The 20,922-nt window shown below is 68.8% G+C and carries 17 protein-coding genes, 1 tRNA gene and 3 pseudogenes; 7 read left to right on the top strand and 14 right to left on the bottom strand.

The annotated features are described in order from the left end of the window. Positions 1 to 288: 288 nt before the first annotated feature. Positions 289 to 1,821 (bottom strand): MFS transporter, encoded by a 1,533-nt coding sequence (locus tag SPR02S_RS13215; RefSeq protein ID WP_019057443.1) that lies wholly within the window; start codon positions 1,819 to 1,821, stop codon positions 289 to 291. A gap of 102 nt (positions 1,822 to 1,923) precedes the next feature. Here SPR02S_RS13215 and SPR02S_RS13210 point away from each other — a divergent pair, with 102 nt between their 5' ends. Further along, positions 1,924 to 2,889, top strand: a complete 966-nt coding sequence (locus tag SPR02S_RS13210) for a helix-turn-helix transcriptional regulator (RefSeq protein WP_019057442.1) — start codon at positions 1,924 to 1,926, stop codon at positions 2,887 to 2,889. A 7-nt stretch (positions 2,890 to 2,896) separates the two neighbouring features. Here SPR02S_RS13210 and SPR02S_RS13205 read toward each other — a convergent pair whose 3' ends face one another. Together SPR02S_RS13205 and SPR02S_RS13200 are read right to left on the bottom strand one after the other, a co-directional pair. Next, positions 2,897 to 3,529, bottom strand: coding sequence for a TetR/AcrR family transcriptional regulator (locus SPR02S_RS13205; protein ID WP_019057441.1), 633 nt, complete (start codon positions 3,527 to 3,529; stop codon positions 2,897 to 2,899). Positions 3,530 to 4,091: 562 nt separating this feature from the next. Continuing rightward, on the bottom strand, positions 4,092 to 5,090 hold the full coding sequence (locus SPR02S_RS13200) for a sigma-70 family RNA polymerase sigma factor (protein ID WP_019057440.1): 999 nt from the start codon (positions 5,088 to 5,090) through the stop codon (positions 4,092 to 4,094). A 170-nt stretch (positions 5,091 to 5,260) separates the two neighbouring features. On the opposite strand from SPR02S_RS13200, the gene SPR02S_RS13195 reads away from it, so the two are divergent. Then, positions 5,261 to 5,791: a GNAT family N-acetyltransferase gene (locus SPR02S_RS13195; RefSeq protein WP_043258256.1), complete on the top strand. Its 531-nt coding sequence runs from the start codon at positions 5,261 to 5,263 to the stop codon at positions 5,789 to 5,791. Between the two features lie 76 nt (positions 5,792 to 5,867). On the opposite strand, the gene SPR02S_RS13190 is transcribed toward SPR02S_RS13195, so the two are convergent. Further along, on the bottom strand, positions 5,868 to 6,671 hold the full coding sequence (locus SPR02S_RS13190) for a dioxygenase family protein (RefSeq protein WP_026150488.1): 804 nt from the start codon (positions 6,669 to 6,671) through the stop codon (positions 5,868 to 5,870). A 135-nt stretch (positions 6,672 to 6,806) separates the two neighbouring features. On the opposite strand from SPR02S_RS13190, the gene SPR02S_RS13185 reads away from it, so the two are divergent. Next, on the top strand, positions 6,807 to 7,334 hold the full coding sequence (locus tag SPR02S_RS13185; RefSeq protein WP_019057437.1) for a MarR family winged helix-turn-helix transcriptional regulator: 528 nt from the start codon (positions 6,807 to 6,809) through the stop codon (positions 7,332 to 7,334). A gap of 112 nt (positions 7,335 to 7,446) precedes the next feature. Here SPR02S_RS13185 and SPR02S_RS13180 read toward each other — a convergent pair whose 3' ends face one another. Together SPR02S_RS13180 and SPR02S_RS13175 are read right to left on the bottom strand one after the other, a co-directional pair. Further along, complete coding sequence (locus SPR02S_RS13180; protein WP_078622884.1) at positions 7,447 to 9,027, bottom strand: MFS transporter; 1,581 nt, start codon at positions 9,025 to 9,027, stop codon at positions 7,447 to 7,449. Positions 9,028 to 9,175: 148 nt separating this feature from the next. Continuing rightward, complete coding sequence (locus SPR02S_RS13175; protein ID WP_052346976.1) at positions 9,176 to 9,811, bottom strand: TetR/AcrR family transcriptional regulator; 636 nt, start codon at positions 9,809 to 9,811, stop codon at positions 9,176 to 9,178. Positions 9,812 to 10,167: 356 nt separating this feature from the next. Between SPR02S_RS13175 and SPR02S_RS13170 the strand changes: the two genes are divergently transcribed. From SPR02S_RS13170 to SPR02S_RS13160, 3 genes are all read left to right on the top strand, one after another. Beyond that, positions 10,168 to 11,451 carry a M6 family metalloprotease domain-containing protein gene (locus SPR02S_RS13170; RefSeq protein WP_086021613.1) on the top strand — a complete coding sequence of 428 codons (1,284 nt, stop codon included), beginning with the start codon at positions 10,168 to 10,170 and terminating at the stop codon, positions 11,449 to 11,451. A 56-nt stretch (positions 11,452 to 11,507) separates the two neighbouring features. Further along, positions 11,508 to 13,184, top strand: coding sequence for an IclR family transcriptional regulator domain-containing protein (locus SPR02S_RS13165; RefSeq protein ID WP_019057433.1), 1,677 nt, complete (start codon positions 11,508 to 11,510; stop codon positions 13,182 to 13,184). 95 nt (positions 13,185 to 13,279) lie between these two features. Beyond that, positions 13,280 to 13,352 (top strand) — tRNA-Arg (locus tag SPR02S_RS13160). Between the two features lie 281 nt (positions 13,353 to 13,633). Here SPR02S_RS13160 and SPR02S_RS13155 read toward each other — a convergent pair. The 8 genes and pseudogenes from SPR02S_RS13155 to SPR02S_RS13120 all read right to left on the bottom strand — a co-directional run. Beyond that, positions 13,634 to 13,846: pseudogene (locus SPR02S_RS13155) on the bottom strand (helix-turn-helix domain-containing protein); the annotation flags it as partial. Then, positions 13,818 to 14,379 (bottom strand): annotated as a pseudogene (locus SPR02S_RS55660) (DUF6879 family protein). The pseudogenes SPR02S_RS55660 and SPR02S_RS13155, both read right to left, overlap by 29 nt. Before the next feature lie 56 nt (positions 14,380 to 14,435). Continuing rightward, positions 14,436 to 14,561 carry a hypothetical protein gene (locus SPR02S_RS65705; RefSeq protein WP_266858064.1) on the bottom strand — a complete coding sequence of 42 codons (126 nt, stop codon included), beginning with the start codon at positions 14,559 to 14,561 and terminating at the stop codon, positions 14,436 to 14,438. A 102-nt stretch (positions 14,562 to 14,663) separates the two neighbouring features. Continuing rightward, positions 14,664 to 14,915, bottom strand: coding sequence for a hypothetical protein (locus tag SPR02S_RS13140; protein ID WP_043258259.1), 252 nt, complete (start codon positions 14,913 to 14,915; stop codon positions 14,664 to 14,666). A 336-nt stretch (positions 14,916 to 15,251) separates the two neighbouring features. After that, positions 15,252 to 16,427 (bottom strand): Fic family protein, encoded by a 1,176-nt coding sequence (locus SPR02S_RS13135; RefSeq protein ID WP_019057428.1) that lies wholly within the window; start codon positions 16,425 to 16,427, stop codon positions 15,252 to 15,254. Positions 16,428 to 16,736: 309 nt separating this feature from the next. Further along, complete coding sequence (locus SPR02S_RS13130; protein WP_019057427.1) at positions 16,737 to 17,030, bottom strand: hypothetical protein; 294 nt, start codon at positions 17,028 to 17,030, stop codon at positions 16,737 to 16,739. 63 nt (positions 17,031 to 17,093) lie between these two features. Further along, positions 17,094 to 17,466 (bottom strand): annotated as a pseudogene (locus SPR02S_RS55655) (6-pyruvoyl trahydropterin synthase family protein). 55 nt (positions 17,467 to 17,521) lie between these two features. Beyond that, entirely contained in the window at positions 17,522 to 20,230 is a 2,709-nt protein-coding gene (locus SPR02S_RS13120; RefSeq protein ID WP_019057426.1) for an AAA family ATPase, read from the bottom strand. Positions 20,231 to 20,440: 210 nt separating this feature from the next. Here SPR02S_RS13120 and SPR02S_RS13115 point away from each other — a divergent pair, with 210 nt between their 5' ends. After that, positions 20,441 to 20,896 carry a hypothetical protein gene (locus SPR02S_RS13115; RefSeq protein ID WP_019057425.1) on the top strand — a complete coding sequence of 152 codons (456 nt, stop codon included), beginning with the start codon at positions 20,441 to 20,443 and terminating at the stop codon, positions 20,894 to 20,896. Positions 20,897 to 20,922: the final 26 nt, after the last annotated feature.

Raw genomic sequence — 20,922 nt, 5'->3', positions numbered from 1 at the left:
CCCCACCACGCACCCCCGACCCGCCCGCCACGCCGACAACTTACGCTCTGTCAGTTCTCTTGCGGCGCAGGTCAGTTGAGCACACGAGACACCCGAAGTCGGCCTGTTCCCCACAGAACCGACTATTCAGGTACGTAGTACGGCGTTCGCCCCGGAGTGCCCCACCGGGCCGCCCGGCGTACGCCTCCCCTCACGCACCGGCGTACGCCATCGTCCGGCGGTTTGCGTCGAGCGCCCCGCCCCCGTACGACCTCGGGGCGGGGCGCTCTCCTGCGTAACCGAACCGCGTCAACTCCCGCTCGGTTCACCCTCCTTGGCCACCGGTCCCGCCGCCGGCCCCGCCACTTGCCCGGCTCGCTGCCCCGGCAACGCGAACATCAGCAGGAAGATCACGCCCATCACCCCGGCCACCCAACCCAGCGCGTTCTGGAAGGCGTTGACGAACGCGGGCCCCACCTCCGCCGGGGTCAGCCGGTCCCCGATCGAGCCGAAGAAGACCACCGACACCAGCCCCAGCCCCAGCGCATTGCCCATCTGCTGAACGGTGTTGATGAGCCCGGACGCCGAACCCGCGTGCTCACGCGGCACTTCGGAGAGGATCGTGTCGGTGAGCGGGGCGAAGATCAGGCCCATGCCGGCGCCCATCACGACCAGCGGCAGCGCCATCTGCCAGGAGGCGATGGCCAGTTGGTACCGGTCCGCCTCCCAGAGGTAGAGCAGCACGCCCACGACCATCACCAGCGCGCCGGTCTGGAGCACATTGCGTCCGCCGAGCCGCGGCACCAGTTTCTGTACGGACATCCCGGCCGCCACGGAGACGGCGATCGAGAACGGTACGCCGGTCAGCCCCGCCCGCAGCGGGCTCCAGCCAAGACCGATCTGCATGTACAGCGTCCAGACCAGGAAGAAGATGCCGAGCCCGATCCCGAAGACCGTCTGTACGGCGATGCCCGCCGCGAAGCTCTTCACCTCGAACAGCGACAGCTCGACGAGCGGCGAACCGTCCCGCGCCGCCTTCCGCCTCTCGTACGCCACCAGCGCGGAGAAGACCCCGATCGATCCGGACATCGACACGAACCCCCAGGCGGGCCAGCCCAGTTCATCGCCCCGGGTGAGCGGATAGAGCAGCATCAACAGCCCGAGGGTGACCAGCGCGACGCCGACGATGTCCAGCTTCAGCGCGCGCGGCGCCTTCGACTCGGTGATGAAGCGGCTGCCGAGGACCAGTCCCGCGATGCCGACCGGCAGGTTGATCAGGAAGATCGGGCGCCATTCGAGACCGAAGAGGTTCCACTCCGTGAGCAGCGCGCCGAGCAACGGGCCCGAGACCGCGCCCAGGCCGACGATCGCGCCGAACAGCCCGAACACCTTGCCCCGTTCGTGCGCCGGGAAGGTCGCGTGCACGATCGACAGCACCTGCGGCACCATCATCGCCGCCATCCCGCCCTGCAGGACGCGCGAGGCGACCAGCATCTCCGGGTTCGCGGCGAAGCCGCACAGCGCGGAGGCGAGCGTGAAGCCGCCGATCCCGAGGAGGAACAGCCGCTTGCGGCCGTAGATGTCACCGAGCCGCCCGCCGGTGATCAGCCCGGCGGCGAAGGCGAGCGCGTAACCGGCCGTTATCCACTGGATCTGGCTGAACGAGGCGCCCGCGTCCCGCTGGATCGACGGGATCGCGACATTGACGATCGTGACGTCGACGAGGTCCATGAAGGCCGCGGTCATCACGATCGCGAGGGCGAACCAGCGCCGCCGATCGGCCGCGGCGGTCACGGGGACTGCGGGGGCCGGGCTGTCCACAAGGGTTTCGGTGGAGGTCATGGCTTGAAGCTATGACCCCATTAGGTCAGATCGTGTCCTACTTCTACGGCATCCTCGAATCCATGACGACGACAGCGAGCTCATGACTACGACGGAGGGCTCATGACGACGGACACCCCGGCCCGGCTCCTCCAGCTCCTCTCCCTCCTCCAGACGCCCCGCGAATGGCCCGGCGGCGAGCTGGCCGACCGGCTCGGGGTGTCCCGGCGCACGGTCCGGCGGGACATCGACCGGCTCCGCGAACTCGGCTACCCCGTGCAGGCGACGCTCGGCTCCGACGGCGGCTACCGGCTCGTCGCGGGCAAGGCGATGCCCCCGCTGGTGCTGGACGACGAGGAGGCGGTGGCGATCGCGGTCGGCCTGCGCGCGGGCGCCGGACACGCGGTCGAGGGCGTCGACGAGGCGTCCGTACGGGCACTGGCGAAGCTGGAACAGGTACTGCCCTCGCGGCTACGGCACCGGGTCGCCACCCTCCAGGCCGCGACCACCCCGCTGACCAGTGGCGACGGCGCGAGCATCGCCCCCGAGACACTCACCGTGATGGCCTCGACAGTGGCCGGCCAGGAGCGGCTGCGCTTCGCCTACCGCGCCAAGGACGGCACCGAGTCCCGCCGCCTGACGGAGCCGTACCGCCTCGTCTCGACCGGTCAGCGCTGGTACCTCGTCGCCTACGACCTCGACCGCGAGGACTGGCGGACGTTCCGGGTCGACCGGGTGAGCCAACCGTTCGCCACGGGTTCGCGGTTCACCCCGCGCGAGCTGCCGACCGGAAGCGCGGCGGAGTACCTGCGGCAGTCGATGTACCGGCGGCAGGAGACGTACGAGTACGTCGTGACCTTCGCCGCCCCCGCCGACGCCATCGCGGCGCGCATCCCGGCCTGGCTCGGCACCCCGGAGCCGCTCGACGCCGACACCTGCCGCTTGCGGGCCACGACCGGCGACGCGGTGCACTGGCTCGCCGTACGGCTGGCCATGCTGGGGTGTGAGTTCACGGTGCAGGAGCCGGAGGAACTGGTGCGGTACGTACGGGAGTTGGGGGAACGGCTGACTCGGGCGGGCGGTGCCTGAGCCGGGCTCAGGCGGGGCCCGGTGCCCGTCCGATCTCCGCCCACGGAAGGTGCCGCAGCACCCGTAGGTTCCGCAGCGCCAGTTCCGCGGGGCCCGCCTGCGCACCGGCTCCGGTCTGCTCCTCGCCGAACGCCCAGCCCTCAACGGCCGTCCGTACGGCGACACTTGCCGCGGCGGCGGCGAAGCGCAGTTCCGGGGAGGTCACGGACGGGGTCCGGGCGGCGGTGACATCGTTGCCCTTGGCCATGCGTTCCGCCAGCACCTCCCCCAGGGCGCGTTCTCCCGCCTGGCAGACCTCCGCCCACACCTTGCGCAGGCCGGAGTTGGACTCCGCCATGCGGATCAGCGGGCGGACCCAGGTCCAGGAGTTGACGGAGACGCCCACCCCGGGGGTCAGCGTGTGGCGTACCCCGTGTTCCAGGGCCTCCGGCACGGACAGTGCGGGCGGGGCCGCGCGGACCGCCTCCGCCCAGCGCTCGGCGCCGGCCGCGTAGAGCGGGGCGACGGCCTCTTCCTTGGTGGCGAAGTAGCGGTAGAAGGTGCGGGGGGCGATGCCCGCGGACTGGGCGATGTCCTCGGCGCGGGTGGCCCGCAGCCCGTGTCTCACGAAGAGTCCGGCCGCCGCCCGGGCGATCGCCATCCGGGTCTCCGCCTTGCGCCGCTCGGTCAGCGAGAGCGGTGCGGACGGGGCGGAGGAGGGGGCGGAGGACGGTGCGGAGGGGCCAGAGAGGGAAGTAGGGCTGGAATCCGGTGCTGGGGTGGGGCTGCTCACACCGGCAGGTTATGCCTCTGTGGCACAATCTGCCATTCGGCGGGCCACCCCGGGGTTCAGGTACGGGGTGCCCCGCCATCCCAGCGTGCCCGCGCCGCACCGACCCCGCAGGTCCGTCCCCCCGAAGACACCTGACCCATAAAAAGAACCGGGCCCCGACGCCTGGGGGGTAGGCGCCGAAGCCCGGTTCGGGAGAGTCCCGGCGCCGGGGGGGGTGGTGCGTCGGGACTTGGCTCAGGGGATCTCGGGGCATCGCCCCGGACCCGAACTCCTGGGCCCTGAAGTCTTGTTCCCAGGGCCCAGCAGCTTGAAGCGGCGTTACACAGCCATGTTCGCGCGGCCTCCAGCCACCCGGCGTACGCGGTCCGGCGCGTACGGAAGCCGTACGCGCCCCCGCGTCCACCGGGCCGGAGCCGGGCGGCGGGGCGTCTTACGCCGCCGCGTCGAAGCCCGTCTGGCTGGCCAGCTTCTTCAGTTCCAGCAGCGCGTGCTTCTCGATCTGGCGGATCCGCTCGCGGGTCAGGCCGTGCTCCTTGCCGACCTCGGTGAGCGTGCGCTCCCGGCCGTCCTCCATGCCGTACCGCATCTTGATGATGGAGGCCGTGCGCTGGTCGAGGCGGCCGATCAGGTCGTCCAGTTCCTCGCTGCGCAGCAGGGTCATCACGGACTGCTCGGGCGAGACCGCGGAGGTGTCCTCCAGGAGGTCACCGAACTGCGTGTCACCGTCGTCGTCCACCGACATGTTCAGCGAGACCGGGTCACGCGCCCAGTCCAGGACGTTCGTCACGCGCTCCGGAGTCGTGTCCAACTCGGCGGCGATCTCCGCGTGTTCGGGCTCCCGCCCGTTCTTACGGTTGAACTCGCGCTGCACCCGGCGGATCCGGCCCAGCTCCTCCACGAGGTGGACGGGCAGGCGGATGGTCCGGGACTGGTCGGCGATCGAGCGGGTGATGGCCTGGCGGATCCACCAGGTCGCGTACGTCGAGAACTTGAAGCCCTTGCGGTAGTCGAACTTCTCGACCGCGCGCACCAGGCCCGCGTTGCCCTCCTGGATCAGGTCGAGCAGGGGCAGGCCGCTACGGGGGTAACGGCGGGCCACGGCCACGACCAGGCGGAGGTTGGATCGGATGAAGACGTCCTTGGCACGCTCCCCTTCGGCGACCAGGGCCTCGAGCTCGGCGCGGGTGGCGTCCGCCTGGGACTTCTCCTCACCCTCAAGGACCTGGCGCGCGAACACGCCCGCTTCGATGGTCTGCGAAAGCTCGACTTCCTTGGCGGCGTCGAGCAGCGGTGTGCGCGCGATTTCGTCGAGATACATGCCGACCAGGTCGCGGTCGGCGATCTCGCCGCCATGGGCGCGAACACTGCGCGCCACGCCGGAGGTCTCGCCGGAGGCGGACTTACGACGGGCGACGGCACGGGTTGCCATGCGTGCTCCCTTGCGATGGTGGGTCAGCAGGTGTTCGTCTGATGGCTAGGCACTCTTCTCGTGTGCCCTGCATCTGATGGAAACAACGACTGGAATCCGGACAGAATTCCCAACCCGCTCCCCTATTTTTCTGATCTTGCAGTACCCTGTCCGGCCACAAGGGGGTAACGATGCCGTCGGAACATACAGAGGTGCAGGTCAGGCCAGGAGTCGAGAGTGACCTCGACGCCCTCACCGAGCTCTACAACCACTACGTACGCGAGACCCCGATCACCTTCGACACCGTCCCCTTCTCGCCGGAGGAGCGTCGCCCTTGGCTGCTCTCCCACCCTGAAGACGGGCCATACCGCCTGAAGGTTGCCGTGGACGGGACCTTCCAAGGGAACTCACAGCGAATCCTCGGCTACGCCACATCCAGCCCTTACCGGGTGAAGCCCGCCTACTCGACCTCGGTAGAAGTCACGGTCTACCTCGCCCCGGACGTCGGCGGCCGGGGTATCGGCACGCTGCTCTACAAGGCCCTGTTCGAGTCCCTGGCGGACGAGGACGTCCACCGGGCGTACGCGGGCATCGCACAGCCCAACGAAGCGTCCACGCGGCTGCATGAACGCTTCGGGTTCCGGTACATCGGCGTCCACCGGGAGGTGGGCCGCAAGTTCGGCCGCTACTGGGATGTCGCCTGGCACGAGAAGGAGTTGTAGCCCTTCCCTTCGGGAAGGGCTTTTCGGCCCGGGCTCGGCCTCAACCTCGGCCTCAACCTCGGCCTCAACCTCGGCCTCAGCCGAACTGCACCGACCGCTTCGCCATCCCCATCCAGAACCCGTCGATCACGGACGGGTTCAGCGCCTCCGGCGTATCCAGCTCGCCGCCCGCGTCCGCCGCGCCCAGGGTGACGAACAGCGGGGCGAAGTGCTCGGTGCGCGGATGGGCGTAGCGCCCGGCCGGTGCCTTGTGCAGGAAGTCCAGCAGGCCGTCCCAGTCCCGGGACTCCAGCGCCCGCCGGCCCCAGTCGTCGAACTCGGAGGACCAGGTCGGCACGCCCCCGCCGGTGTGGCGCAGTGCGGCCAGGTTGTGGGTGAAGAAGCCGGAGCCGACGATCAGGACGCCCTCGTCGCGCAGCGGGGCGAGCTTGCGGCCGATGTCCATCAGCTTCGCCGGGTCGAGGGTCGGCATGGACACCTGGAGGACCGGGATGTCGGCGGCCGGGAACATCTCGACGAGCGGGACGTACGCCCCGTGGTCGAGGCCGCGGTCCGGGACGTCCTGCACGGGGATGCCCGGGGCGCGCAGCAACTTCCGTACGGACTCGGCGAGTTCGGGGGCGCCCGGGGCGTCGTAGCGGACCTGGTAGTAGTGCTCGGGGAAGCCCCAGAAGTCGTAGACCAGGGGAACGGGGTCGACCGCGCCGAGGGCGAGGGGGGCCTCCTCCCAGTGGGCGGAGACCATGAGGATCGCCTTGGGGCGGGGGAGGTCGGCGGACCAGGCGGCGAGTTCGCCGGGCCAGATCGGGTCGTCCGCGAGGGGCGGGGCGCCGTGGCTGAGATAGAGGGCGGGCATGCGCTCCGGTGCGGCGGTGGACATGACGGTCACTCCCCTGGATCGAACCTTGGTCGAACTCGGTACTCGAACTCGATGCTTGAACTCTCAAACTTCTCACGTGGGAGCTTACGCCCCATTTGTTTAACCTTCAAGGAGAGCTCTCGTACAGTGGAGTGCATGAACACGGCACCCGCACCCGCTGACACAGCGGCACCCTCCGACGAACCCCGCTGGCTCACCGCCGAGGAGCAGCGCGTCTGGCGTTTCTACATGCACGCCAGCACCCTCCTGGAGGACCATCTGGACCGCCAGCTCCAGCGGGACGCGGGCATGCCGCACATCTACTACGGCCTTCTCGTGCAGCTCGCCGAGGCGCCGCGCCGCCGGCTGCGGATGACCGAGCTGGCCATGAACGCGAAGATCACCCGCTCCCGGCTCTCGCACGCGATCGCGCGGCTGGAGAAGAACGGGTGGGTGCGCCGCGAGGACTGCCCCTCCGACAAGCGCGGCCAGTTCGCGGTGCTGACCGACGAGGGCTACGGCGTGCTGCGGCGCACCGCGCCGGGCCATGTGGCCGCCGTACGGCAGGCGTTGTTCGAGCGGCTCACCCCGGAACAGCAGAAGTCCCTCGGCGAGATCATGGAGATCGTCGCCGAGGGACTTCAGCCGAACGAAGCGGGTGCGGACCTGCCCTGGCTCCGCTGAGCCGCTCAACTCAGGCGAGAACCAGGGCAGTTCCTGGGAGTCGTACGTACGGGGCGTCCCCTTCCCCGTACGTACGGATGGTGCGAAGGGGGTACGACCGGGCCGGGCGTCGTCAGTGGGCGACGACCGGGATCTTGAACTCGTCCTCGACACCGTCACCGTCACCGGAGGCGACCGGGTCGGAACCCTGCTTGCCCGCGTTGACGAGGACCGAGACGATGACCGCGGCCGCGACCAGCATGCCGACGGCGAACCAGATGGCGTTGGTGTAGCCGTGCACCTGACCCTGCAGCGCGACGAGCTGCTGCTGGGTCTTGGAGGAGCCCGCGCCGGCGATGTGGTCCTTGATGTACGCGGTCGTCGCGGACGCGGCGATCGTGTTCAGCAGGGCCGTACCGATGGCGCCGCCCACCTGCTGCGAGGTGTTGACCATCGCGGAGGCGACACCCGCGTCCCGGGGCTCGACGCCCAGGGTGGCCAGGGACATGGCGGGCATGAACGCCGTACCCATGCCGAGGCCGAGCAGCAGCATCGCGGGCAGGATGATCGAGGCGTACGACGAGCCGATCTCCAGCTGCGTCATCAGAAGCATGCCGACCGCGGCGACCAGGAAGCCGGGGCCCATGAGCAGGCGGGCCGGCAGGCGGGTCATCAGGCGGGTGCCGATCTGGGTCGAGCCGACCATCATGCCGACGATCATCGGCATGAAGGCGAAGCCGGTCTTGATCGGCGAGAAGCCCTTCACGACCTGGAGGTAGTAGGTGAGGAAGAGGAACGTGCCGAACATCGCGATGATGGCGATGCCGAGCGAGAGGTAGATACCGCCGCGGTTGCGGTCGGTGATCACGCGCAGCGGCAGCAGCGGGGCCTTGACCTTGGACTCGACGATGACGAACGAGACCAGCAGGACGGCCGACGCGATGAAGAGCGCGATGGTGGAGGAGTCGCCCCAGCCGTTGGACTCGGCGCGGGTGAAGCCGTAGACGAGAGACACCAGGCCGAGGGTCGACAGGAGGACGCCCGGGATGTCGAGCGGGTTGCGGTTGCGGCCGCCCTCCGGCTCGCGGATGACGAAGTACGCGCCGAGCGCGGCGACGATCGCGAACGGGATGTTCACGAAGAACGTCCAGCGCCAATCCAGGTACTCGGTCAGCACACCGCCGAGGATGAAGCCGACGGCGCCGCCGCCACCGGCGATCGCGCCGTAGATGCCGAACGCCTTGGCACGCTCCTTGGCGTCCGTGAACATCACGGCGAGCAGGGAGAGCGCGGCGGGCGCGAGCAGGGCACCGAACGCGCCCTGGAGGGCACGGGCGCCGAACATCATGGCGCCGGTGGTGGCGACACCGCCGAGCGCGGACGCGGCGGCGAAGCCGGTCAGACCGACGACGAAGGCGCGCTTACGGCCCCACAGGTCGGCTATCCGGCCGCCGAAGAGGAGGAGTCCACCGAAGGCGAGGGCGTAGGCCGTGACGACCCACTGCCGGTTGCCGTCGGAGATGCCCAGGTCGGTCTGGGCGGACGGGAGGGCGATGTTCACGATGGTCGCGTCCAGCACGACCATCAGCTGGGCGAGCGCGATGAACGCGAGCGCCTTCCAGCGGTTGGAATGGGCTTCGTGTTCGGCGGCGGCCTGCGAGGCCTTGTCGCCCTTGTCGAGAGCGCCTGGGGCGCTTCGAGCTGATTCAGACATGGTGGTACCCACTTCGGGACTTCGTGACGGAAAAATACGGAAGAAGAACGTCGAAGAACGCGGAGAACGTGGTCGGGGACGGCTCGTCTACGTCGACGAGAGCCGGAAGCTTGTTGTTGAGACAGGCGTGCTGCTCTGAACTAATCGGTCAGGGCTGCCGGAGATCCTCCATGGTCGCGGCGGTGCCGGGCAGGACCGAGCGGGCCGGGGCCCGTAGTCCGTCCAGGAACAGCTGCAGGTGTCGGTGTACGAAGCGGTCGGCGCTGAGGCAGCCGGTGCCGGCCGGGGGCCGGCTGAGCTGGGCCACGGCGACCATCAGATCGCCGACGCCCACGTCGGACCGGAGCTGCCCGGCCCTCCTGGCCCGTTCCATGACCTCGTCGATGAGCTCCTCGACCCGCTCGCGGGCGGCTTCCAGGTCCGGGTGGAACTGGTCGAAGGTGCTGGAGATCATCGGGCACAGCGCGCTGATCCGCTCGTCCGCGGAGACGTGCACGAAGCGCTCCAGAGCGGCGAAGGCGTCGCCGGTCTCGTTGAGCGCCTGTTCGGCGGCCTCCGCCGTACGGTCCATGACCGAGACGACGACCTCGCGGACGAGGGCGTCACGGTCCGGGAAGTTGCGGTAGAGCGTGGCGTTGCCGACGCCGGCCCGGCGGGCGATCTCGTCGAGCGGCACATCGGGGCCGAACTCGACGAACATCTCGCGGGCGGCGGTGACGATCCGCTCCCGGTTGCGCAAAGCGTCGGCGCGCGGCCGGGTCACCTTTCGCTGTACGGGGGTCATCGCGGTCGTCACGGCGAACTCCTGAAGGTCTTGGACGTGAACGTCCTGGATTCCTGGACTGCTGAGGCGATCCGGGGAAGGACTCCCCGTTTCGCTCGGACACATGGCTAAACGGGGAGACGCTCCCCGGTTATTTCCACCTCCGCGATTGTTCTGATGTGACCTGAGTCACATTCACCGGGATCTCGGTTCGGATCTCCGCCCGGCGCTCCCGCAGACCTGCCCATTCGGCCCCCTACCAGCGAGAACCACACGGTCGGTCTCCTCCAGCGCGCGCCCTCGCGGCACACGACACAGGGTGATCGAAAGGGTGCAGCCGGAGACCGGCGGCTGCCGTTGGCGCGAAGGGTCCCTGCATGCAGCCCAGCCGTCGGATACGCCCGCGCCGCGTGGCCGCCCTCGCGTCCGTGACCGTCCTGACCCTCGCGGTCAGCACCTCGGCCGGTACCGGACACCTCACCCCGGGCGCCACGACGGCGGCGGGCCCGGTCGCGCTCGCCCGCACCTCCGCACTCGGCTCCTGCATGATCAACGGCCCCCTGGACGTCCAGATGTCCGAGGGCATCCCCACCCCCGGCGGCTACTCCCGCTCCACCGGCACGGTGCACGCCCTGACCCTGATGGTCGACTTCTCCGACGCCCCCGGCCAGGGCACCGCCATGGACCGCTACCACGAGTTCTTCCCCAAGACCCAGGAGTGGTTCGCCACCAGCTCCTACGGCCGCCTCGACTACCGCCCCGAGACCCCGGTCACCCACTGGCTCCGCATGCCCAAGCCCTTCAGGTCCTACGGCATAGAGCGCGGCGCGCCCTTCGACCCCGGGTACCGGCAGCTCGTCCAGGACATCGTGGCCGCGGCGGACCCGACGGTGGACTTCCGCCAGTACGACCTCCTGAACGTCCTGGTCACCCCGAACGCGGGCCCCTCCGCCCTGGACACGGTCCTGTCGGTGACGTTCGCGGGAAACACGGAAGCCCCGGTGGCCGACGGCGTCCCGGTCTCCAACGCCTCCTTCGTCTACTCCCGCCAGGACGACGGCTCCGGCTCCTACGCCCAGACCGGCTACCGCGTCCTCCCCCACGAGAACGGCCACGTCTTCGGCCTGCCCGACCTCTACACCCAGGAGGGCGGGGGCGCGGTCGGCCACTGGGACATCATGAGCGAGGACTGGGGCGCCAACAACGACTTCCTCGGCTGGCACAAGTGGAAACTCGGCTGGCTGGACCCGTCCCAGGTCAACTGCGCGATGACCAGGGGCACTTCGGAGTACACCCTGACTCCGCTGGAACACCCCGGCACCGACGGCACCCGCCTGATCTTCGTCCCCCTCACCCGACGGACGGGCTACGCCCTGGAGCTGCGCACCCGCGAGGGCAACGACGAGGCGGTGTGCCGCCCGGGCGTCCTCATCTACAAGGTCGAGGCGGACGTCGACACGGGCATGGGTCCGGTGAAGGTGTACGACGCGCATCGGGACAGCGGGGGCTGCACGCGGAGCCCCAATGTGCACGCCGAGTTGTCGGACGCGCCGTTCACTGCGGGCGAGAGCTTCAATGACCCGGGGAGGGGGATCCGGGTGACGGTGACGGGGGCGGATGCGGCCGGGGACTATGGGGTGACGGTTACGCGGACGCGGTAGCCGTGCCGGCCTCGGGCTTACCGTAGGGCTGCCGAGACCGCCGTACCGGAGAATCGATGCCCGCAGACACCGCCGACGCCCGCCCGCTCGCCGAACCCATGCCCGCCGAGGCGGTCGCGCCGCTGATCCGTGGGGTCGCGGTGGTGCGTCAACTGACCGAGGCGGGTGGCATGTTGAGCCTCAGCGGGCTCGAACGGGCCACCGGGCTCGCCCGTTCCACGGTCGACCGGATCACCGCGACGCTCGCGCGCATGGGGTACGTCCGTCTCGACGGCCGGGACGCGGTTCTCACCCCTCGGATCATGGAACTGGGCAACGCCTACCTGGCCGCCCTGCGCCTGCCCTCCCTCCTCGACGCCCGCGCGGACGCCCTCGCCGACGAGCTGGACGAGTCGATGTCGCTCGCGGTCGCCGACCGGGACGGCATCCGCTTCATCCACCAGGCGACCCGCCGCCGCGCGATGTCCCTCAGCTTCCGCATCGGCGACCTGCTCCCGGCCGAACGCACCGCGCCGGGACCGCTGTTCGCGACGGAGTGGACAGAGCGGGAGTGGCGGCGCTGGCGGGAGCGGCGGGCTGCGGATCCGAGGGACGAGGGCTTCCCGGCCGTTCCCGAACGGCCGTCGCCGGGACCCGACTTCGAGCGGTGGGCCGTACAAGTGCGGCAGGACGGCTGGGCGTTGGACGACCAGTTGATCGAACCGGGGCTGGTGGCGGTGTCCGTGCCCGTACGGGACCCGCGTACCGGCACGATCGCGTGCGTGGCGAGCGTCGTGAGCCACACGAGCCGGCACACGGCGGAGGATCTGCGCAACTCCCTTCTGCCGAGGCTGCGTTCGGCGGTACGGACGATGGAGGAGGACCTGGCGGCGGACCTGCGCGAGGCATCCCAGGGGGAACCCGTCGCCGCCCCCTCCGGACTCGCGACCTGGACGGGGGCCTCGAAACAGGAACTGGGCCGGGAGTTCGTGGAGTCCCTGGCCCGCGGTCTGACGGTCCTGACGGCGTTCGGCGAGGGCCGCGCCGAACTGACCCTGACGGAGGTCGCCCAGGCGACGGGCCTGGCGCGGGCGACGGCCCGCAGGGCGCTGATCACGTACGAGCACCTGGGCCTGATCGCCACGTCCGGCGACCGCCGTTTCGCCCTCACCCCCCGGGTCCTGTCCCTCGGCTTCCCGCCCCTCTCCCGTACGACCCTCCCCGAGCTGGCGCTCCCCCACCTCACCGCCCTCGCCTCGCGCATCCACGAGTCGGCGTCCCTGGCGATCCTCGTGGGCGGCGACATCCAGTACACGGCCCGGGTCGCCACGAGCCGGGTGATGAGTGTGAACATCGCGGTCGGCACACGTTTCCCGGCGTACGCGACGGCACTGGGGCGGGTGCTGCTGGCGGACAGACCGCCGGCGGAACGCCCGCACCTGGGTGAGCTGCGTGCGCTGACCCCTCGCACGCTGACGGATCCGGTGGCGTTGGAGGCCGCCCTGGAGACGGTCCGGTCACAGGGCTACGCCCTGGTCGACGAGGAGCTGGAGGCGGGCCTGCGCTCGATCGCGGTACCGGTCCGCGACCGCACGGGCCGGGTGGTGGCCGCCCTGAACACGGCGACCCATGTGACCGGGCGGACGGTCGAGGAGTACGTCCGGGACATCCTGCCGGAGCTGACCGCGACGGCGACCGCCATCGAGGCGGACGTGCGGGTGGCGGGGCGCTTCACACGGCTGTCGGCGTCCTGAGCCGGGAGCCCATCCCTGCCTTGCCCTCCCCCACCGAAGCGTCCCGCCCAAATCCGCTACCCTGTCCTGGACCGCCTTCCGGGGCGATCGGTCCCGCCTTCGTAGCTCAGGGGATAGAGCACGGCTCTCCTAAAGCCGGTGTCGCAGGTTCGAATCCTGCCGAGGGCACAGTGTTTTATGTCGCTGACCTGGTGATTCTTCCTCCCAGAGAGGCGTTCCATCCGGCCTCGGACTATCCGTCCGGGGCCGTTTGCCTGGGTGGCCAGGGAGCTGATCGACCAAATATCGCCTAAAGGATCAGCATCACCCGGCGAGGATCCCGGGCTCGGACTACACCCGCGCAGCAGCCCCTGACCGGCCTCCGCAACACTTTCCGCGAACTCGCGTTCAGCTACGGATGCCGCCCAGCCAAAGGAGGTCGCGCGCTCGCGTCATGGCGATGAAGCGCACCGCAACTCGTCTGCGACGTCGGGGCGTTCAGCGCCTTGGGCCCACGTCTCGGCGTCGACCTCGGTCTGCTTACCGTTCTCCAGGCGGGAAACCTTCGAGCGCTGCCAGCCGAGGCGTCCGGCGAAGCCCTTGCCGTTCAGCCCGGTCTCGGTGCGCAGCTCACGAAGCCGCGCACCGAGCGCCTCACGGGCCTGCTGGTAGTCGATGCTCACACACTCGAAGCCACTGCGCCGCGAAGTCCCTGCGCCGGATCGCATGAGGCCAGGCGGCATCCCGGATCCGGATGAACTCCGCGATGCACACGGGGTCTTCAACGAGCTCGGCGCCGAGGTATTCGTCAGCATCGTCGAAGTGGAGCACCAGGGCGCGGCTGGTCGCCGAAGAGCCAGAAGTCGACCGTCGGTCCTCCGAGGCGGTTGGCGTCCGCACACCACATGTTCCGCATGTCCTCGCCAGCCGTCTCGTTGCTCGGAGCCGGGGCGAGAAGGAACAGTTGTCCCTCGGTGGGCGGGTCCTCGACGAGGCGGATGCGCTCGATCCGCTTCCCCGCTGTCGTCCGGCGCTGGATGTTCTCCCGCCACGCGCTGGACGGGTCGTGGCCGACGTCCTCGCCTGCCTTCCAACGTGCCCAGTGCGCGCTCTGGCGATCGGAGGCGTAACCGCGACGGGCCTCCAGTCGCCACGCTGTGCGCTCGAAGGTCTCGAAGTGAGTGCCGAAGGTACTGTCGTCGATGAACTCCGGCACGCCGTCTACTCCTTGGGGGCGAAGCGGGTGAGCAGTTCGCGCGGAATGCGGACGAACTACTCGCCGTCGAGGACGTTCCGCAGCAGCGCGATGTCCTCCGCGTCCATGACGATGCAGGCCATGGCCAAGCTCCCTCTGGTGCCCGTGGGTTGAGTGCCCAGGAGGGGCCGGATGGGAGGCACCGCGCAGGGAGATTGAGGAGAATTGCGCGGAGGCATTCGACTGCGTAGGAGGTTGCGTGCAATCGGTGTCGCCAACATGCCCCTGGAGGTCGGGCACTGTGTCTACAGGTCGCCGAGTACTTCCCTGCGGGCTGCCTCGGCCTTGCGGTTGAGGACGTTCGTCATGCGCACCGCGGTGATCGTGAAGAGGACACCGCCGACGAGGAACAGCACCTCGGTGATGATGCCGAGGATCGCGATGTTCTTGGTGCCGTTGGCGATGATCAACATGATGATGCCGCCGGACACCCACGCGAACCAGATCCGGAACTTCTCGACGCGTACGGCCTTCTGCACGTCGCTGTAGCTCGACACCCTGCCCCCTGAGACCAGTTGCTGGCAGGGGGCGAGCATGCCGCGCCGGCGACTTTCAGGGGAGGCGTACGGCCGGGTTGCGACCCGGTCGGGTGCACGTCTCTCGTCGCCCGGCTGGAGCGTCCCAGCCACAGCCGGGCGACGGGCAAGGGCACCGCTCCGTGTCCCTCACCTCTGATTCGGAGCCGCCGTCCGCGCGGATGGGTGCGGATGTTGACTGCCTGCGGCCGGGCGTACGGGCTGCAGGACATCGCGGAGTTCCTGCGTCGGGCCGGGAACGGGAACGCCTTCAGGCGTATGTGGCAGCGTCCGGGCTGTCCCGACCAGCCAGATAGTTCAACCAACCAAGACCTGCAGCACGGCATCGTTGATGAAGATTCGGCCGTACTTTCCTTCAGAGAACTGGCGAAGCAGGCCAAGGCTGACGAGTCTGTTCACTGCGTTGCTCGCCGCCTGGTAACTAACGGAGTACTGCTCGGCGGCAGAGGTGATCGTGAGCATGGGGTAGCCGACCAGATCCTCGACGATGCGTCGGGTGATGCCCTTGGAGCCTGCCTGGTGGAGAGTGTCGAGCATGCCTTTCTTCAGGTTGACGAGCGTTCCGACCCGCTCGACCGCTTCTCTGGCCTGCGCGGTGACCGCCTCACAGAAGAAGTTGATCCATGGCTCGAAGTCTCCTGTAGCGCTGACTTCGAAGAGCTGCTCCTGGTAGGCCGTACGCCGTGCCTCCAGCCAAGGTGACAGTGCGATGACGTGAAGCGCGAGCTCTCCGGCGGACATCAGCTGAAGCATCGCGACGAGCCTGCCTAGGCGGCCGTTCCCATCATTGAAGGGGTGCAGCGTCTCGAACTGGTAGTGGCCGATTGCCATACGCACCAAGAGCGGCATGTCATCACTTGACTTGTTGATCCAGCCTTCCCATTGGAGCAGCCCGTCTCGCAGGTGAAGGCCATGAGGGCAGGGGATGAAGCGGGCATCCTCGACACGGGCAGTCTTGGAGCCGATGAACACATCCGTGGTGCGTACATGGCCGGCCTGGCTGGTGTCACTGGAGGTCCCCCGTACGAGGATGCCCTGCAGGTGTTCCAGCAAGGAGATCGTGACGGGACGATCCTTGATCCATTCGGTTGCAGCCTCTGCGGCTCTGACGTAGTTCTGAATCTCGGCGACCTCTGGGCTGATGCTGGACACATCCTCGAAGTCGGCCTTGAGGACGTCTTCCATCGCCGCGTAGGTGCCTTCGATGGCAGAGGTGCTGAGAGCCTCGCGGCGGAGCGCCAGTCGCGCCAGCAGATCAGGGTTGGGAAGTTGGGTCACGGCCTGGTCGGCGCGAGCGACCATGCTCGTGGCCCGGGTCACAGCCATGTAGGTCTTGGCACTCAGCACCACTTCATCCGGAAGCGGGTCGGGGAGGAAGGCGTGCGCTTTGTACTCGCGCTGGTTGCGCGGATCGAACCCAGTGATGGGAACGAGGGAGCCGATGGGCGACTGCGCGAGGCTAGAGGTCTCCATGAAATTCAACTTTAGCGGCAAAAACTTGAAAAGTTAGCTCCCGTTTTCAAGTCTCCTTGAGTGGGGGCACAGGCTCGCTGACCTTGTATTTACCTCAGTTACGGGCTCGTTGCGCTGATGCAAGTGGACTTGAGAACCCAGGGTTCAAATTCAAGCCCGCCAGCATGGGGAGCGGGGCTCGAACCTGTGAGAGGGCGACGACGAGCGGGCGCACAGCCGGTGTGCGGACGCAGTCAGGTGTGCTTCTTCTCGGGTGGCCACACCTCGTGCCCAGGGTCCCATCAGAGGACGGAGAACTCGTTCTGGTTGCTAGCTGATCTTCTTCCAGGCTTTGCAGCCGGTGGTGGTGAACGCCTTGTCGGTGGCCTCGCGAATGGTGGTCGCTGTCACGGTGACCGCCGCTGAAGGGGCTGTTTTGTTGGTGCTGGAGTTGCTCGTGACGCCGATCGGCACGCCGACGAAGAGACCGACGAGAGCCGCGCCCGCATGGGTGAGGATCTTCCAGTGGGGGCGCGCGGGACGTGGCTCCGACCGGGTGCTGTCGCCGTGGCCCGGGGGCTGCAGTGGCCCGTTCGGAGGGCCTGGCGGGATCCGGCTGTTCATGGCTTCAGCGTGCGTCCGCCAGCCTGCCTCCGCACACGGAGCGCGGGGAGGGGTACTCGCCCTTCATCGCGACGGCCGGTACTCCGCCCATGTCTTGAGGGTCTCGGAGACCTTGACCGCTGTCAGTTCCGGGAAACGGTCGGTCCAGAGGTCGAAGATCCATACGGCCAGATTCTCGGCCGAGGGCGAGATACCCCCCCCCCATCGCCTCATTGAGGTGACGGTGGTCGAGGGTCTCGTCCATCCATTTCTTGAAGGCATCGAGTTCGCGATAGTCACGGACGAATCCGGCCTCGGTGAGGTCTTCCAGGGGCGCGGACAGTTCCAGTACGACGATGTAGTTGTGGCCGTGCATGCGGGCGCAGGGGTGCCAGCTCGGGAGCCGGTCGAGGACATGGCTGGCCGAGAAGTGGAACTCCTTGGTGATGGTCAGCATGGCGGTTCCAGTCTGCCACCTGCCGGCATGACCCCTCGTCGACCGTCCTCCCTGGTCACTGACCGATCCCTTCGCCGTCGAGGATGGCGCTGTTGAGCGGGACCTGCGTGAGGAATCGATCGCGCAGTGAGTCGTCGGTGATCATGTCCGCCTTGCGGGCGACCTCGCGCCGGGCCCGGTCGAGGAGTGCGAGCGCTTCGGTACGTACTCCCCCAGCGGCCTGCACCACGGCAGACCTGTACAGGACCTCCTCCGTGCGGAGAGCGGGCATGTCCCCGACCTCGTCGAGGATGCGAACCGCCTGTCGGGCCTGGTCCAGGGCACCTGCCGTGTCGCCCTGCCGAAGCAGGACGCGGCTGCGCAGGGAGTGCGCGGCGATCTCGCTGCGGATCATGCCGCTGCGACGGGTCTCGACACAGGTGGTCACCGCCAAGCGGTCCGCCTGATCCAGGAACTGCCCGGATGCGTCCGAGGCGAGGAGCAGGATCTCTCCGTACAGGTTGCGGACGATGGGAACGAGGTTGGCCAACCAGGTCCGCTCCGTCTCGGCCCACGCGTCGGCGATCAGCTCCAGGGCCTGGTCACGGCTTGCCGGCCGTTGGACGAGGAGGTGGGCGAGCAGTGCCTTGTTGTAGGCGTGCCAGCCGCTGTCACCGCCCCGGCCGGCCTCGAAGTCGAGAGCCTCGCGCAGAACCTCCTCGGCGTCCCGGTACGAGCCGACGCCCGTGTGTACCTGCGCCAGGTAATTGAGAGCTATGGGCAGCTCGGCCTTCAGCGGTTCGTCCCGCAGACGCTGGACGCAGCGGGTCAGCCTGGTCAGCGCGTCGCTGAGGTGTCCACTGTCGAAGAGGGTGATGCCGAGTTGCATCTCTCCCAGGTTGCGCGCGTGCTGGAGAACCGGGTCGGCCCTGTCGCCCAGGCGCGGGGCGGAGGCGTACATCCGCTCCGCCTCCAGCAGTTGGGCCAGGCCGTCGGCGAGCCGTCGCTTGGAGACCTGCCGCCCGTATTCGACCCGGGCCACGAAGAGGGCGACCGGATCGCCGTGCCGCTCGGCCAGTTCGACAGCCTCGCGCAACTTCTCCAGCGACGGCACCAGGCCCTGGGTCGCCAGCAGGGTCTTGCCCCGCAGGAGCGTCGTACGGATCGCCGGCCCGGGCGATCCACAGCGCTTGGCCGCGGCTTCTGCCTCGGCGGCCAGGGCATCGATGTCCGGCCCGCCGGCCGGCCGGTGCTGGCCGCGCCACCGCACTTCGGTCAACGACAGCAGCAGTTCCACGGCCTGGATGAGCCACCGGTCCCGGCTCTCCTGCTGCGGCAGGTCATGGACCGCCTTGATCACTTCTTCGCAGTGCCGTTCCGCCTCGGCGAAGGAGAGTCCGTCCATCGCCGCGTCCCGGGCCAGCCCGTAGTGGACCTCGGCCGAGGCGAGCAGACACTCAGTACCGCCCTCGCGGAGATGCCGGGCGATCTCCAGCCGGCGTTCCAGCGGCATCCCGTCCACCGGGCCGGAGGTGAGGGCCGCCGCGATACGGGCGTGCCGAGACCTCATCTGCTGTGGGGTCTGCCGGTTGACCACCACACCCCACAGGGCACTGTGTACGAACCGGTAGCCGTCGGACGCGTCCATTCGCGCCCATTCGGGAGGCTGCGCCGGCAGGATCAGCCGGTGCCGGGTGGCGACGAGTCGTAGCCGCTCCATCACTTCGTCGTGCGACGCTCCGCTGACCTCGGCGACGGTCCGTGACAAGAACGTCTCACCCTGGGTCGCCCCGATCGTGAGCAGCTCACGGTCCGGCTCGGTGAGGAGCCGGAGACGGTCCTCCACTACACGCGACAGACTGCCGGGCAGTTCGATGACGGGCCCAGAGTCCGGGCGCCACTCCTCCAGACAGAGGGTGACGAAGACAGCGTGGCCGGAGGTCAGCCGGCTGAGTTGTTCCGGGAGAGTCGGCGGAGCCTCGGGGTGCCGGGAACGCACCAGCTCCGCGACGGCGTCCTGTGGCAGGCCCGCCAGCGCCCGCCGTCGCAGCAGGCCACTCTTCGCCCAGTCGTGCAGCAGTTCCTCGACCGCCGAGCCAGGACCGTCGGCGTAGGCGCCGTCCGTGGTGTGGCTGAGGACGAGGCCGAACGGTTCTCCTGGCAGCCGCCGCAGCAACCGGTCGAGGACCAACAGGCTGCTGGGATCGCTGTGTTGGATGTCGTCGATGAGCACGACGGTGGGCGGGCCCTGCCGTACGAGAGCCAGCAGGGCGTCCACGATCTGTACGGCCGCTCCCTGCTGGAAAGGCAGCAGGCTGTCGAACGGCATCGATCCCGAGGCGAGGGACGCTTCCGCGACCTCCTTGCCGAGGGTGAACAGCGCCCCCAGTCCGGGCACCATCGCGGACAGCACCTCCGGCGCGGAACGGACAACACCCTGACCGGTGAAGCTCAACAGCCTGCGGATGACACCCGGCTGTTTGACCTCCTGGTCTGCGGCCAACTGCAGGAGGACCTCGACGATCGCTCCGTACTGCAGTCCCGATCCGATCGACGGCTGACAACGCGCGGACACGACGCGGCACCCGCCTGGACTGCGGGAGGAGCCAACCTCTGCCTCAAAGGCCCGAAGCAGCGCCGACTTGCCCATGCCCGACGCACCGTCGACCACGATCGCCCGGCCACCACGCTCCGCGATCAAGTCCGCCGTCAGCGAACGCAACTCGTCCATGTGCTCCACGCGGTCGACAAACCCGGTTTGCACCACAGCCCCCGTCTTGGTCATCCGTTGAGGAACTTCCGTATGCACAGCGTCACTTGCTGCCTACGGTAGATCATGCCGAGCGCGTTGCCCCGGCCATCGGCCGTCGTCGACGGCACGGAGAAGTCCCGGTCTGTATGAAGGACGCATGGCCGTCGGCAGACATCTGTTCTCGTCACCCGCCCCGGAATCCGCCGGGAATCAGGTAGCACCCCCGCCCGCCACAATCCGAGCATGTCCACCGATGTGAGCGGAATGATCGAGTGCAGGCCGGGCGCCCGGATCTGGGGCGTGGACGACGAGGACTCCGTCTGGGTGAGCGCGATCGATCTGATCGTTCTCCACACCGGCAACGCCTACGACGCGCTCGCCTGTCTCTTCGGGGTGCGCAATTCCTTCGGGTTCCGGCCGTTGGCCGAGGGGCGGGGGCTGCCGGTGGACGCGTCCGACGAGGTGCGCGCCACCTTCGCCGGGTACGGCGGGGCCGACGCGGGTGTCCACGGCGCCACCTGGATCACCGGGGAGGAACCGGCCGGCGCCGACTGGGACGAGACCGACAGTTCCGGCACGCGCAGCCGTCGTGCGGTCGCGGGAGACGCCAGCTACTGGCGGCCCACGTGGGAGGTCATGCGGACGCTGGGCGGACTCCACGGCGCGGAGAACGTGCGGCTCGTCGTCTGGTTCCACTGACCGTGGAGTAGGGGGTATGGAGTGGC

This window comes from Streptomyces prunicolor NBRC 13075 (genome assembly GCF_000367365.1).
GTDB classification, from domain to species: Bacteria; Actinomycetota; Actinomycetes; order Streptomycetales; family Streptomycetaceae; genus Streptomyces; species Streptomyces prunicolor.
This window is presented reverse-complemented; position numbering and strand designations above follow the sequence as displayed.

Bases quoted from the DNA above. Each gene is read 5' to 3' on its own strand.
- SPR02S_RS13135 (WP_019057428.1), bottom strand. From the start codon at position 16,427: ATGGAGACCTCTAGCCTCGCGCAGTCGCCCATCGGCTCCCTCGTTCCC.
- SPR02S_RS13190 (WP_026150488.1), bottom strand. From the start codon at position 6,671: ATGTCCACCGCCGCACCGGAGCGCATGCCCGCCCTCTATCTCAGCCAC.
- SPR02S_RS13215 (WP_019057443.1), bottom strand. From the start codon at position 1,821: ATGACCTCCACCGAAACCCTTGTGGACAGCCCGGCCCCCGCAGTCCCC.
- SPR02S_RS13195 (WP_043258256.1), top strand. From the start codon at position 5,261: ATGCCGTCGGAACATACAGAGGTGCAGGTCAGGCCAGGAGTCGAGAGT.
- SPR02S_RS13175 (WP_052346976.1), bottom strand. From the start codon at position 9,811: ATGACCCCCGTACAGCGAAAGGTGACCCGGCCGCGCGCCGACGCTTTG.
- SPR02S_RS13120 (WP_019057426.1), bottom strand. From the start codon at position 20,230: ATGACCAAGACGGGGGCTGTGGTGCAAACCGGGTTTGTCGACCGCGTG.
- SPR02S_RS13205 (WP_019057441.1), bottom strand. From the start codon at position 3,529: ATGGCGATCGCCCGGGCGGCGGCCGGACTCTTCGTGAGACACGGGCTG.
- SPR02S_RS13200 (WP_019057440.1), bottom strand. From the start codon at position 5,090: ATGGCAACCCGTGCCGTCGCCCGTCGTAAGTCCGCCTCCGGCGAGACC.
- SPR02S_RS13115 (WP_019057425.1), top strand. From the start codon at position 20,441: ATGTCCACCGATGTGAGCGGAATGATCGAGTGCAGGCCGGGCGCCCGG.
- SPR02S_RS13170 (WP_086021613.1), top strand. From the start codon at position 10,168: ATGCAGCCCAGCCGTCGGATACGCCCGCGCCGCGTGGCCGCCCTCGCG.
- SPR02S_RS13180 (WP_078622884.1), bottom strand. From the start codon at position 9,027: ATGTCTGAATCAGCTCGAAGCGCCCCAGGCGCTCTCGACAAGGGCGAC.
- SPR02S_RS13165 (WP_019057433.1), top strand. From the start codon at position 11,508: ATGCCCGCAGACACCGCCGACGCCCGCCCGCTCGCCGAACCCATGCCC.
- SPR02S_RS13210 (WP_019057442.1), top strand. From the start codon at position 1,924: ATGACGACGGACACCCCGGCCCGGCTCCTCCAGCTCCTCTCCCTCCTC.
- SPR02S_RS13185 (WP_019057437.1), top strand. From the start codon at position 6,807: ATGAACACGGCACCCGCACCCGCTGACACAGCGGCACCCTCCGACGAA.
- SPR02S_RS13130 (WP_019057427.1), bottom strand. From the start codon at position 17,030: ATGAACAGCCGGATCCCGCCAGGCCCTCCGAACGGGCCACTGCAGCCC.